13 protein-coding genes are annotated in these 13,388 nt (G+C 66.8%); all 13 read right to left on the bottom strand.

The window, feature by feature from the left end; all coding sequences use genetic code 11:
- Positions 1–9: 9 nt before the first annotated feature.
- The 13 genes from B9N75_RS00205 to tkt all read right to left on the bottom strand — a co-directional run bounded on the left by B9N75_RS00205 (position 10) and on the right by tkt (position 13,376).
- The gene (locus B9N75_RS00205; protein WP_085216971.1) at positions 10–681 is read right to left on the bottom strand and encodes an ABC transporter ATP-binding protein; all 672 of its coding nucleotides are present in this window, start codon (positions 679–681) and stop codon (positions 10–12) included.
- Positions 674–1,924 carry a lipoprotein-releasing ABC transporter permease subunit gene (locus B9N75_RS00210; RefSeq protein ID WP_085216972.1) on the bottom strand — a complete coding sequence of 417 codons (1,251 nt, stop codon included), beginning with the start codon at positions 1,922–1,924 and terminating at the stop codon, positions 674–676. The genes B9N75_RS00205 and B9N75_RS00210 overlap by 8 nt, the downstream gene beginning before the upstream one ends.
- 25 nt (positions 1,925–1,949) lie before the next feature.
- Complete coding sequence (gene proS, locus B9N75_RS00215; protein ID WP_085216973.1) at positions 1,950–3,269, bottom strand: proline--tRNA ligase; 1,320 nt, start codon at positions 3,267–3,269, stop codon at positions 1,950–1,952.
- 345 nt (positions 3,270–3,614) lie between these two features.
- The gene (locus tag B9N75_RS00220; RefSeq protein WP_085216974.1) at positions 3,615–4,427 is read right to left on the bottom strand and encodes an inositol monophosphatase family protein; all 813 of its coding nucleotides are present in this window, start codon (positions 4,425–4,427) and stop codon (positions 3,615–3,617) included.
- Positions 4,428–4,548: 121 nt separating this feature from the next.
- On the bottom strand, positions 4,549–5,112 hold the full coding sequence (gene efp, locus B9N75_RS00225) for an elongation factor P (RefSeq protein ID WP_085216975.1): 564 nt from the start codon (positions 5,110–5,112) through the stop codon (positions 4,549–4,551).
- Positions 5,113–5,147: 35 nt separating this feature from the next.
- Positions 5,148–5,780 carry a M23 family metallopeptidase gene (locus B9N75_RS00230; protein ID WP_085216976.1) on the bottom strand — a complete coding sequence of 211 codons (633 nt, stop codon included), beginning with the start codon at positions 5,778–5,780 and terminating at the stop codon, positions 5,148–5,150.
- The gene (locus B9N75_RS00235; protein WP_244552370.1) at positions 5,777–6,829 is read right to left on the bottom strand and encodes a L,D-transpeptidase family protein; all 1,053 of its coding nucleotides are present in this window, start codon (positions 6,827–6,829) and stop codon (positions 5,777–5,779) included. The genes B9N75_RS00230 and B9N75_RS00235 overlap by 4 nt, the downstream gene beginning before the upstream one ends.
- 55 nt (positions 6,830–6,884) lie before the next feature.
- The gene (gene thiE / locus B9N75_RS00240; protein WP_425292400.1) at positions 6,885–7,574 is read right to left on the bottom strand and encodes a thiamine phosphate synthase; all 690 of its coding nucleotides are present in this window, start codon (positions 7,572–7,574) and stop codon (positions 6,885–6,887) included.
- A 97-nt stretch (positions 7,575–7,671) separates the two neighbouring features.
- Positions 7,672–8,565, bottom strand: a complete 894-nt coding sequence (locus B9N75_RS00245) for a fructose bisphosphate aldolase (protein ID WP_085216979.1) — start codon at positions 8,563–8,565, stop codon at positions 7,672–7,674.
- A 31-nt stretch (positions 8,566–8,596) separates the two neighbouring features.
- Positions 8,597–9,025, bottom strand: a complete 429-nt coding sequence (locus tag B9N75_RS00250) for a VOC family protein (protein WP_085216980.1) — start codon at positions 9,023–9,025, stop codon at positions 8,597–8,599.
- On the bottom strand, positions 9,022–10,227 hold the full coding sequence (locus B9N75_RS00255; protein ID WP_085216981.1) for a phosphoglycerate kinase: 1,206 nt from the start codon (positions 10,225–10,227) through the stop codon (positions 9,022–9,024). The genes B9N75_RS00250 and B9N75_RS00255 overlap by 4 nt, the downstream gene beginning before the upstream one ends.
- A 127-nt stretch (positions 10,228–10,354) precedes the next feature.
- Positions 10,355–11,365 (bottom strand): type I glyceraldehyde-3-phosphate dehydrogenase, encoded by a 1,011-nt coding sequence (gene gap / locus B9N75_RS00260; protein ID WP_085216982.1) that lies wholly within the window; start codon positions 11,363–11,365, stop codon positions 10,355–10,357.
- Between the two features lies 1 nt (position 11,366).
- A complete protein-coding gene (gene tkt, locus B9N75_RS00265; protein ID WP_425292401.1) occupies positions 11,367–13,376 on the bottom strand; it encodes a transketolase in 2,010 nt (669 codons plus the stop codon).
- Positions 13,377–13,388 lie beyond the last annotated feature (12 nt).

Genomic DNA, 13,388 nt, shown 5'->3' on the forward strand with positions numbered 1-13,388 from the left:
CAAGCCGCGCTATTCGATATGGCCGTCGTGGAGGCGCAGCACGCGGTCCATTTTCGCGGCGATCCGCTCGTTGTGGGTCGCGACCAGCGCCGCCGAGCCTTCGCCCCGCACCAACTTCAGGAACTCGGCAAAGACGATGTCGGCGGTCGCCTCGTCAAGGTTGCCGGTGGGCTCGTCGGCGAGCACGAGCGCGGGCCGGTTGGCGAGCGCGCGGGCGACCGCGACGCGCTGTTGCTCGCCGCCCGACAGCTTGCTCGGCGGGTGGCTGAGGCGATGGCCGAGACCGAGCGCGTCGAGCAATCCATCCGCCCGCGCGCGCGACGCCGGCATGTCGGCGCCGTGGATGAGTTGCGGCAAGACGACATTCTCGACCGCGTTGAAATCGGGCAGCAGGTGGTGGAACTGGTAGACGAAGCCCAGCGCATCGCGCCGCAGCCGCGTCCGCCCGTCATTGTCGAGCCGCGCCGCTTCCTCGCCGCCGATACGGATCGAACCTTCGAACCCGCCTTCGAGCAGACCCACCGCCTGGAGCAGGGTCGATTTGCCCGAGCCCGACGGGCCGAGCAATGCCACGATCTCGCCGGGGCCGACGCGAAGGTTCACGCCGCGCAGCACCTCGATCGTGACGCCGGCCTGGGTGAAGCTGCGCCGCAGATCCTCGACGATCAGCACGTCACTCATAGCGAAGCACCTGCACCGGATCGGTGCTCGCCGCCTTGTACGCGGGGTAGAGCGTCGCGAGGAAGCTGAAGCCCAGCGACATGAAGCTGACGGCGAGCACCTCGAACGGATCGGTCTTGGCGGGGAGCTCGGTCAGGAAACGGATCGAGGGATCCCAGAGGTTCTGGCCGGTGACGAACTGAACGAAGGAGACGATCGGCTGGCGGAAGTAAAGCGCCACCGCACCAAGCGCCAGGCCGGCGATCGTGCCGAGCGTGCCGATGGTGATGCCGACGGTCATGAACACGCGCAGCAGGCTGTTCCGCGAGGCGCCCATCGTCCGCAGGATCGCGATGTCGCGGGTCTTGGCGCGCACCAGCATGATCAGCGACGAGAGGATGTTGAACACCGCGACCAGGATGATGAGCGAGAGGATGACGAACATCGCCACCCGCTCCACCGACAGCGCCTCGAACAGCGCCGAGTTCATGCTGCGCCAGTCGGCGACGGCGGCCTGGCTCGAAAAGCGCTGGGCGAGCGGCGCGAGGATCTCGCCGACCTTGTCCGCATCGACCGTCTTCACCTCGACCATGCCGACCGCATCACCGAGCATGAGCAGCGTCTGCGCATCCTCCATCGGCATGATCACGAACGCCTTGTCGTAATCATAGACGCCGACTTCGAAGATCGCCGAGACAGTATAGGAGACGATGCGCGGCACCGTGCCGAACGGCGTGTCGCGGCCTTGCGGGCTGATGAGGCTGATCTGCCCGCCGAGCTGCGCGCCAAGCGATTCCGCCAGCCGCACCCCGATCGCGACATTGTCCGATCCGGGCTGGAGCGATTGCAGCGATCCGGCGACGACATTGCCCTTGATCGACCGGTTGGACAGAATGTCCTGCGTGCGCATGCCGCGCACCAGGACGCCTTCGACCCGGCCCGAATAGCTTGCCATCAACGGCTGCTCGATCAGCGGCAGCGCGGAGACCACCCCGGGCGTCTTCTGCGCCTCCGATGCGATCACGCGCCAGCCCTCGAGCCGGCCGCCATAGCCCTGGATCACCGCATGGCCGTTGAGCCCGACGACCTTGTCGAACAGCTCGGCACGGAAGCCGTTCATCACGCTCATCACGATGATCAGCGCAGCGACGCCGAGGGTGACCGCGAACAAACTGATTGAGGCGACGAGGAAGATGAACCCCTCGCCCTTGCCGGGGAGAAGATAACGCCCCGCGACCATCCGTTCGTAGCGCGAGAGAATCATGACGGTGTGCCCGCGCGGAGCAAGATCATGCCGCGCCCAGCCGCTTGAGGGCGCTGTCGATGCTCAATTCCTCGCGCTCGCCGGTGGCGCGGCGCTTGAGTTCGACCACGCCCTTCTCCAGCCCCTTGGGGCCGATGATGAGCTGCCACGGCAGGCCGATCACGTCCATCGTCGCGAACTTGGCGCCGCCGCGCTCGTCGCGATCGTCGTAGAGGGTCTCGACGCCAGCGCTTTCCAGCTTGCGGTACAGGTCATCCGCCGCCGCGCTGCAGGCGGCATCGTCGACGCGCATGTTGACGAGGCCGACCTTGTACGGCGCGACGCTCTCCGGCCAGATGATGCCCGCATCGTCATGGCTCGCCTCGATGATCGCGCCCATCAGCCGCGATACGCCGACGCCATAGCTGCCCATCTGCGGATAGACGTTCGTCCCGTCCTTCGTCTGGACGCTCATCCCCATTGACCCGCTGTATTTGGTGCCGAAGAAGAAGATGTGGCCGACCTCGACGCCGCGCGACTGGCGGAGCGCTTCGCCGGCGGCTGCCTCGCGATCCGCATCGCGCTTCTCGTCAGTCGCCGCATAATCGGCGGTATAGCCGTCGACGATCGACTGGAGCCCGGCGACATCGTCGAAATCGACCGCGGAGAGCTCGGGCGCCTTCTCCCAGTTGGAATGATAGAAGACCTCGCTCTCGCCCGACGGGGCGAGGATGATGAACTCGTGGCTGAGATCGCCGCCGATCGGCCCGGTATCGGCCTGCATCGGGATCGCGCGCAGCCCCATCCGCGCGAAGGTGTTGAGATAGGCGACGAACATCCGGTTGTAGCTGTGCCGCCCGCCGGCCTCGTCGAGATCGAAGGAATAAGCGTCCTTCATCAGAAATTCGCGGCCGCGCATCACGCCGAACCGCGGGCGCACCTCGTCGCGGAACTTCCACTGGATGTGGTAGAGGATGCGCGGCAGATCGCGGTAGGATTTGACGTTGCCGAGGAAGATCTGGGTGATCATCTCCTCATTGGTGGGGCCGTAGAGCATGTCGCGATCGTGCCGGTCGCGGATGCGCAGCATCTCGGGGCCGTAGGCATCGTAGCGTCCCGACTGGCGCCACAGCTCCGCTGACTGCAGTGTCGGCATCAGCAATTCGACGGCGCCCGCGCGATCCTGTTCCTCGCGGACGATCTGCTCGATCTTCTTGAGCACGCGCTGGCCGAGCGGCAGCCATGCGTAGATTCCCGCGGCGGTCTGGCGGACGAGGCCTGCGCGCAGCATCAACTTGTGGCTGACGATCTGCGCATCGGCGGGCGTCTCCTTGGTGACGGGCAGGAAGTAACGGGAAAGGCGCATCGGGCGTCCTGGATAGGGCGTGGAGTGGCTCCAGCCCTTAGGGAGCGCCCAGAGGCAAAGCAACCGCGGTTGGGGGTCCGCAGGGCTGTTGCGGCGTGGCAACAGCGGCTGGCCGAAAAGCCACCAAAGGGCAATTCGCGGGTGACAGCCGGCCAGCGCATCCGTTAACCCTCGCCTCACGAAACCGATGGCAAGGCCACGGTTCGGGGAGGCTTCGGCCCCGCTCCCCCGGCGAGGTGGGGGATGCGTGCGGGCCGTGGTCGCTTCTAAAGGGGGATGGCGTTTGGCTTGCCGAACGTCACACGGGTGCCCGGGCAGCGATGTCCGGGCACTTGTCGTTTGGTGCTAGCGCAGCGCGTTGGCGACGAGCTTGTGAAGGCGGCTGTGGAGCTGGTCGTTACCGGCGAGCACCTGGCCGGTCTCCAGCGTGCGATCGGCGCCGCGATAATCGGTGACGAAACCGCCCGCCTCGCGCACCAGCAGCAGACCGGCGGCGATATCCCAGGGCTGCAGATCCTCTTCCCAGAAGCCGTCGTACCGGCCGGCCGCGACCCAGGCGAGATCGAGCGCAGCCGATCCGAAGCGGCGGATACCGGCGACTTCAGGCGCAAGCGCATCGAGAATGCGGTTAAAGCGCGGCAGATCGCCATGCGCCTTGTACGGAATGCCGGTCGCGACCAGTGCGTCGGCGAGATCGCGGCGAGACGAGACGCGGAGACGCCGATCCTGCAGCCAGGCGCCGCGCCCCTTCTCCGCCCAAAAGCTCTCGTCGGTGAGCGGCTGATAGACGAGGCCGTGGCTGATATCGCCCCAGCCGCCCGGCCGCGATTCCTGCACCGCGATCGAGATCGCGAAATGCGGGATACCGTGGAGGAAGTTGGTGGTGCCGTCGATCGGATCGACGATCCAGCGCGGCTTGGTGGGATCGCCCTCGACGATCCCCGTTTCCTCCATCACGAAGCCCCAGTCGGGCCGCGCATGGCGAAGCTCTTCCATCACCGTCTGCTCGGCGCGACGATCGGCCATCGACACGAAGTCGGCCGGGCCCTTGCGGCTCACCTGAAGCTGCTCGACCTCGCCGAAATCGCGGCGCAGCCGCGGCGCGGCCTTGCGCGCGGCCTTCTGCATGACGGTGATGAGGCCGGAATGGGAAACCATGTTGATGCTCCTCCCCTCCCGCGTGCGGGAGGGGCCGGGGGAGGGCCTGTTTCTGGAAGGTAAAGCGCGCGGCCTTCGACACGCCCTCCCCTAATCCCTCCCGCAAGCGGGAGGGGAATGCTCAATCCGCGCGGCGGACGTAGGTTTGTTCGTAGACGTCGACGACGATCTTGGTGCCCGAAGAGATGTGCGGCGGCACCATAACGCGCACGCCGTTGTCGAGGATCGCGGGCTTGTAGCTCGAAGAGGCGGTCTGCCCCTTCACCACCGCATCCGCCTCGACGATCACTGCCTCGATCGTGTCGGGAAGCTGGACGCTGATCGGTTTCTCCTCGTGCAGCTCCATGATGACGTCCATGCCGTCCTGCAGGAAGGCCGCGGCGTCGCCGAGCAGGTCGCGCGGCAGCATGATCTGCTCGTAGGTGTCCTTGTCCATGAAGGTCAGATCGTCGCCGTCGGCGAACAGGAACTGGAAGTCCTTGGTATCGAGGCGGACGCGCTCGACCGTCTCGGCGGAGCGGAAGCGGACATTGTTCTTGCGGCCGTCGATCAGATTTTTGAGCTCGACCTGCATGTAGGCGCCCCCCTTGCCCGGCTGCGTGTGCTGGATCTTCACCGCGCGCCAGATGCCGCCTTCATATTCGATGATATTGCCGGGACGGATGTCCACGCCGCTGATCTTCATGATCTACCTGCTGATTGAAAAGAGCCGCGCGGGCCTTAGCGGGCGGGGGCCTTTCCGGCAAGGAGCGGGTAGGGATTGATCGCTTCGCCCTCATGCCACGAGGCGGCTGGCGCCGTGCGATGGATCGCGAAATGGAGGTGCGGACCTTCGGGGCTGGCATTGCCGGTGCTGCCGACGAGGCCGACCGGCGCGCCGCGCGCTATGCGCTGTCCTTCGGCAAGCCCCGGCGCGTAGGATTGCAGGTGTGCGTAATAATAAATCCAGTTGCGGTCGTTTGAGCGGACATAGGCGGTGATGCCGCCGCCGCCTTCGCTGAAGAAGAGCTTCTCCACCGTGCCCGGCGCGGCGGCGACGACCGGCGTCCCAGCGGGCGCCATGATGTCGATCGCGTCGTGCGAACGATCGCCGCCAGCCCGCGCCTGGTTGTAGGTGTCGACGAGTTGATCGGGCCGCACGCCCGCCACCGGCAAGGCAAGCCCGGACGGCGCGACCGCGACCGTGCGCGGGGCGTCGGGCTGAGCCTTGGGCGGTGGCGGATCGCCCGAGGCGGCCTGCTCCGCCTCGCCCTTGCTGCCGCTACTGTAGGCGGCGATCCAGAACAGGCTGGTGAAGAGGCACGTCACCACCGCCGTCACGACGATAGTGAGGAAAGTGCCGAATCCCTTCATGCCTGGAAGATCGCCGGGGTGCCGGGCTTGACCATCAACGCCAGCCGGGCGGCATCCCAATTGGTAAGGCGCACACAGCCGTTGCTCTGCGCGCGGCCGATGGTCGAGGGTTCGGGCGTGCCGTGGATACCGTAGTGCGGCTTGTTGAGATCGAGCCAGACGACGCCGACCGGATTGTTCGGCCCCGGCGGCAGGACATGCTTGCCCTGGCTCGCCTTGGCGGTGCGCAGGATTTCCGGATTGAACTGATAGTCCGGGTTGAGGCTGACGCCCTGAATCTTCCAGTTCCCCAGCGGCAGCGGATCGTGCTTGCTGCCCATCGTCGCGGGGAATTGGGCGATAAGCTTGTCCTCGGCGTCATAGGCGCGGAGCACCCCATCCGATTTGTCGACGACGACTCGATCGGCCTTCGGCTGGCTGGCGGAGACGTTATAGTCGCTCAGCATCTGCGCGACTTCCGGTTCGACACCCGCGTAATTGCGACCGGACGGCAGCACGTTGGGGAGGCGCAGCACCGATCCCGCGCCGATCGTCTTGCCGGGGCCGTTGAGATCGACGATCGCGCGCGGCGTGGTGTGGAATTTCTCGGCGATCTTCTCGATGAGGTTGCGGTAGCCCATCCGCTCGAGCTTGGCCTGATCGGCGGGCTCCTTGGGGATCTGGAAGAATGGGCCGCGCGCGTCGCTTTCGTCGATCCGCAGCATCAGCGTCGAGGGCGCGCGGTCCTGCATCAGCGCGGCACGGGTCGGCCCGTCGAGTTCGCCGGTGACCTTGAGGCCGCGCGATTCCTGGAACCCCTTCACCGCGCCTTCGAACGACATGCCCTTGCGGCCGTCGATCACGCCGGGCGTGAAACCGGCGCGATCGAGCAGCACCTGCGCGTGGAAGATGGTGCCGTCGATCGGCGAGCCCTGCGTGCCCGGCGGCACCCAGGATGCCGCGGGTTCGACGCCCGGGCTCGGCGCGGCGGATTGCTGGGCATAAGCGGCGCCGGTGGCGACGAGCGCCGTGGCGGCGAGATAAGCGAACGCAACTTTACGACGGGTCACGGGCAAGCTCCTTTTCGGTCCCGCGCTCAACGCGCCGGTGCCGAAACAAGTTGCCTCATTCGGCGCGGCGCAGAAGCTCCGCGAAATCGGCCACTGCGGCACCCGGACCGAGCGGATCGTTCCAGACCGCGCCAGACACCGCGAGGAAATCAGCTCCCGCATCGACCAGCGACCGGCCGTTTGCGGGGGTGATTCCGCCGATCGCCACACAGGGAATTTCGAACAGGGCGGACCACCATGATAGAATTACGGGCTCCGGCCTGTGGCGGACCTCCTTGGTGGTCGTCGGGAAGAAGGCGCCGAACGCGACATAATCCGCGCCCGCCTCGCCCGCGTCCATCGCGAGATGGCGGCTATCGTGGCAGGTGACGCCGATCTGCGCCGATGGGCCGAGCAAGGCCCGCGCCTCGCGCGGATCGCCGTCGCCCTGCCCCAGATGCACGCCGTCCGCGCCGATGCGCTTGGTGAGCGCCATGTCGTCGTTGACGATGAAAGCAACATCGCGATCCGCGCAAAGTCGCTGGAGCGGCTCCGCGAGCCGCGCTGCTTCATGCTGATCGGCGCCCTTCACGCGAAACTGGAAGGCGGCGACCGGGCCGCCGTCGAGCGCCGCTGCCAGCCGGTCCGGGAAGTCGCCGCCGACATCGAGCGGCGAGATCAGGTAGAGTTGGCAATCCCCCCGCGCCTCGTCGCGCTGGAAGCGCGCGGCGAACTCGGGGTCGAGCGCGAGAGCGTCTTCATCCATGTCTTTTCCCGTCATTGCGAGGAGCGGAGCGACGCGACAATCCACCGGCGTATGGATTGCTTCGCTTCGCTCGCAATGACGAGGGCGGGCATTCCGATCACGCCTTTGTTACGGACGCCGCGTAAATCTCGTCGATCGCCGAGCCGAGCGCAGCGTCGAATTCTGCGTCGCTCATCTGGGCGCGGAGGTCTTCGAGGAGCGCGCGGCTGAAGCTGGCGATCACGCCGCGGTTCTTGGCGAGCTCGGCGCAGGCGTCGGTGCGGCTGTACCCGCCCGAAAGCGCGACGACGCGCAGCACACGGGGATGATCGACGAGGCTATCGAACAGCCCTGCCTTGGCCGGCAGGCTGAGCTTGAGCATCACCTTGTCGTCGCCCGGCATCGCGTCGAGCGCCTTGGTCAGTTCGTCGAGCAGGATCGCATCCGCCTCGGCGCGTTCGGGGCTCTTGATGCTGACTTCGGGTTCGATGATCGGCACAAGCCCCGCGGCGAGCACTTGGCGGCCGACCTCGAACTGCTGCTTCACGACGGCGGCGATGCCCTCGCGGTTGGCTAGGTTGATGACCGAGCGCTCCTTGGTGCCGAACACGCCGAGCCCCTTGGCGCGGGCGAGCAGCGCGTCCAGCTCCGGCATCGGCTTCATCATCTGGACGCCGTTCGCCTCGTCCTCCAGCCCCTTGTCGATCTTGATGAAGGGGACGACGCCCTTTTCGGCCAGGGCCTGGGGGGTCGGCTTGCCACCCACCTCGCCATCCATCGTCCGCTCGAACAGGATCGCGCCCAGCACCTTGTCGCCGGTGAAAGCGGGGGAGCTGATGATGCGGCTGCGCATCTTGTGGATGAGGCCGAACATCTCCTGCTCGTCGCTCCACGCGCCTTCCTCGATGCCGTAGCCCTTGAGCGCCTTGGGGGTCGATCCGCCGCTCTGGTCGAGCGCCGCGATGAAGCCCTTGCCCGTCTCGATCTTCGCCAGCATTTCGGAATGTTGCATCGTCTGTCCTTGATCTGATGGAATGTACGGCTCAACCGCGCGCGTCGCGCGGAACCGGCGCCCAGGGCGGGCCCTTCAGCTCCAGCGTATTGCCTTCGGGATCGGCGAGATAGATCGACGGCCCCTCGCCCTCCGCACCGTAACGCGAGACAATCTCGGTTTCGATGCCATGCTCGTTCAGCTCGGCGAGGATCGCGGCGCCGTCCCACGGCAGCACGCGATAGCAGACGTGATCGACGTTGCGGCCTTCTTTGCCGGGCGCCGCGCCGCCCATGCTGCCGAGCTTGCCGTCGATCGGCACCAGATCAATGAGCGATGTGCCGACGCGAAGCTGGTAGAGGCCGACCGCTTCCTGACGTTTCTCCCACCGCGCGCCGAGCACGTCGATGTAGAAGCCCGCGACGCGATCGAGATCGACGACGCGCAGCACGACATGATCGATCGCCTGGATGGTGATCATGCGGCAGGTTCCAGCGCCTTTACGCCCGGCAGCTCCTTGCCCTCCATCCATTCGAGGAAGGCGCCGCCGGCGGTGGAGACGAAGGTGAAATCGTCCGCGACCCCGGCATGGTTGAGCGCCGCGACGGTATCGCCGCCGCCGGCGACCGAAACGAGCGTTCCTTCCTGCGTCAGCGCCGCGGCATAGCGGGCGAGCGAGACGGTGGCCGCATCGAACGGCGGTGTCTCGAAGGCGCCGAGCGGCCCGTTCCAGACCAGCGTCCGGCAATTCTTGAGTGCGTCCGACAGCGCCTCGACCGCGGCGGGGCCGACATCAAGGATCATCTCGTCTGCGGCGACCTCGTGGACATTGCAGGTGCGCAGAGACGGCGGGTTGGCGGCAAATTCCTTGGCGACCACCACGTCGTAAGGAAGGTGGACGGTGCAGTTCGCGCGCTCCGCCGCGTCGAGGATGTCCTCGGCAGTGCCGGTGAGATCGTGCTCGCACAGCGACTTGCCGACATCGACGCCGCGCGCGGCGAGGAAGGTGTTGGCCATGCCGCCGCCGATGATGAGATGATCGACCTTCGCGACGAGATGCTTCAGCACGCCGAGCTTGGTCGAGACCTTGGCGCCGCCGACCACCGCGGCGACCGGCCGCTCGGGATTGCCGAGCGCGGCTTCGAGCGCCTTCAGCTCCGCTTCCATCGCGCGGCCTGCATAGGCCGGGAGCAGATGCGCGAGCCCCTCGGTCGAGGCATGCGCGCGGTGCGCGGCGGAGAAGGCATCGTTGACGTAGAGATCGCCGTTTGCCGCCATCGCCTTGACGAGCGCAGGATCGTTCTTCTCCTCGCCCTTGTGGAAGCGGGTGTTCTCGAGGATCGCGACGTCGCCGGGACGCAGTACTTTCAGCGCGTCGGCGACCGCATCACCCTGGCAATCGGGCACGAACTGGACCTGGCGGCCGAGCACATGGCTGTAGCCGCGGGTGACGAGCGACAGCGACATGTCGGGCCGCTTCTCGCCCTTGGGCCGGCCGAAATGCGCCAGCAGCAGGACGATCGCGCCCTTGTCGGCAAGCTCGGTGACGGTGGGGAGCGTGGCGCGGAAACGCGTATCATCACTCACCGCGCCATCGTGCATCGGCACGTTGAGATCGACGCGCACCAGCGCCCGCTTGCCGTGGATGTCGCCGAGATCGTCGAGGGTCTTGAAGGCGGTCATGTTTCCTCTCGATCAATTCCCCCTCCCGCTTGCGGGAGGGGCTAGGGGAGGGCTTGTCGGCGGCGGGCAGTGGGGCGGAACAGCTCCTCCCCCGACCCCTCCCGCAAGCGGGAGGGGAGACCAGCCATCAGCCCAGCTTTGCCATCGCGCCGGCGGTGTCGACCATGCGGTTCGAGAAGCCCCATTCGTTGTCGTACCAGGAGACGACGCGGACGAGCTTGCCCTCCAGCACCGCGGTTTCGAGGCTGTCGATCGTCGAGCTTGCCGGGCTATGGTTGAAGTCGATCGAGACCAGGGGCTCGTCGGTGTAGGCGAGGATGCCCTTGAGCGGGCCGCTCTCGGAAGCCTTCCTGAGCAGGCCGTTGACCTCCGCGACATCGGTATCGCGCTTCGGCGTGAAGGTGAGATCGACGAGGCTGACGTTGGGCGTCGGCACGCGGACGGCGGAGCCGTCGAGCTTGCCCTTCAGCTCGGGCAGCACCTCGCCCACCGCGCGCGCGGCGCCGGTGGTGGTCGGGATGATCGACATGCCGGCGGCGCGGGCGCGGCGCTTGTCGGAATGGATCTGGTCGAGGATCTTCTGGTCGTTGGTATACGCGTGGATCGTCGTCATCAGCCCGCGCTCGATGCCGATCGCGTCGTTGAGCACCTTGGCGACCGGCGCCAGGCAGTTGGTGGTGCAGGACGCGTTGGAGACGATGGTGTGCCCCGCCTCCAGCTTGTCGTCGTTGACGCCGTAGACGACGGTCAAGTCGACGCCCTTCGCGGGGGCCGAGATCAGCACCTTCTTGGCGCCCGCCGCGATATGCTTCTCGGCCGACGCGCGATCGGTGAAGAAGCCGGTGCATTCAAGGACGAGATCGACGCCGTTATCCTTGTGCGGCAGGTCCGCGGGATCGCGCTCCGCTGTAACCTTGATGCGCTTGCCGTCGATGACGAGGTCATTGCCGTCGGCCTTTACCTCGCCGGCATAGGCGCCATGGACGCTGTCACGCTTGAACAGCAAAGCGTTGGATTCGGCGTCGGCGAGATCGTTGATCGCGACCAGTTCGAGCCCGCTGTCGGGGCGCTCCAGGATCGCGCGCGCCACGAGGCGGCCGATACGCCCGAAACCGTTGATCGCAACTTTGGTCGCCATGTCATTGATCTCCTTTGAGCGCGGCCTCGATCTGCGGCGCGATGGCGTCCGCGGTGAGGCCGAAATGCTTGAATAAATCCTCCGCCGGCGCGGAGGCGCCGAAGCGGTCGAGGCCGAAGCGCAGCCCCTTCACCATCGTGTGCCGCTCCCAGCCGAGCGTGGTGCCCGCCTCGATCGAGACGCGGAGCAGCTTTTCCGGCGGCAGATCGGGCAGCACATCATTGCGCCAAGCGGCAGCCTGCTGCGCGAAAAGCTCCCAGGACGGCATCGAGACGACATCGGCGCCGATGCCCTTCGCCTCCAACCGGTCGGCGGTGTCGAGCGCGATCTCGACTTCGGAACCGGTGGCGATGAGGATGACGCGGCGCTCGGCTTTGGCGGCGCGGAGGCGATAGGCGCCGCGCGCGGAAAGGTTCTCGCCCGCAGCCTCGGTCCGCACTTGGCGCAGGTTCTGGCGGGTCAGCGCCAGCACCGACGGGCCGTCCCTGCGCTTAAGGGCGAGCTCCCAGCATTCCGCCGTCTCCACCGCGTCCGCGGGGCGGAAAACCGCGAGGTTCGGGATGAGGCGCAGGCTCATCACATGCTCGACCGGCTGGTGAGTCGGCCCGTCCTCGCCGAGGCCGATCGAATCATGCGTCATCACGTAGATCGCGCGCGCGTTCTGGAGCGCCGACAGGCGGATCGCCGGGCGGCAATAGTCGCTGAACACCAGGAAAGTGCCGCCGTAGGGGATGACGCCGCCATGCAGAGCCATGCCGTTCATCGCCGCGCCCATGCCGAATTCGCGGATGCCGTAATAGATGTAGCGGCCGGCGTAGTCGTCGGCGGTCAGCGGTGTCATCGCCTTGGTCTTGGTATTGTTCGATCCGGTGAGATCGGCCGAGCCACCGACCGTCTCCGGCAGCGCCGCGTTGATTGCCTCGAGCGCCAGCTCGGATGCCTTGCGCGTCGCGATCTTCTGCGGCGCGGCGATCAGAGCATCGACATGCGCCTTGATGCCGATATCGGCGGGAAGCTCGCCCGCCATGCGGCGGTGGAAATCGGCCGCGTCGGAATGCGCGTCAAGCCGGCCGGCCCAAGCGCGGCGTGCCTCCGTACCGCGACGGCCTGCTTCGGCCCAGGTATCGCGCACCTCATCGCGGATTTCGAACGGCGGATAGCTCCAGTCCAGCTCCCTGCGCGCGGCCGCCACTTCGTCGGCGCCCAGCGGCGAGCCGTGGGTGGCGCTGGTGCCCTGCTTGTTGGGTGCGCCTTTGCCGATGATCGTGCGGCAGCGGACGAGGCTGGGCCGCGGATCGGCCTGCGCCTCGGCGAGCGCCTTGCGGATCGCATCGAAATCATGGCCGTCGCACTCGGCGACGTGCCAGCCCGAGGCGGCGTAACGGGCGGGGATGTCCTCCGAGGTCGAGAGATCGGTGCCGCCGTCGATGGTGATCCGGTTGTCGTCCCACAGCACGTTGAGCCGGCCGAGCTTCAGATGGCCGGCGAGGCCGACCGCCTCGTGATTGATGCCTTCCATCAGGCAGCCGTCGCCCGCGATGACCCAGGTGCGATGATCGACGAGATCGTCGCCGAACACGGCGTTGAGGTGCCGCTCGGCGATTGCCATGCCGGCCGCCATCGCGAACCCCTGCCCCAGCGGTCCGGTGGTGCATTCCACGCCCTTGAGCATGAAATTTTCGGGATGTCCGGCACAGGGACTGCCGAGCTGGCGGAAGCCACACAGTTCCTCGATCGTCGGGTGCGCGTAGCCGGTGAGGTGGAGCAGCGAATAGATCAGCATCGATCCGTGCCCCGCCGACAGCACGAAACGGTCGCGGTCCGCCCAGTCGGGATCCTGCGGATCATATTTGAGGACTTCGGTGAACAGCACCGTCGCGACGTCGGCCATGCCCATCGGCATGCCGGGATGGCCGCTGTTGGCCGCCTGCACCGCATCCATCGACAAGGCCCGGATGGCGTCGGCAAGCATCTTGGGGTGCGCGGTCAAGGCTGGGTCCTCATCGGGCATGGGAAGGGGCGC

It is taken from the genome of Allosphingosinicella indica (genome assembly GCF_900177405.1).
Taxonomy (GTDB): Bacteria; Pseudomonadota; Alphaproteobacteria; order Sphingomonadales; family Sphingomonadaceae; genus Allosphingosinicella; species Allosphingosinicella indica.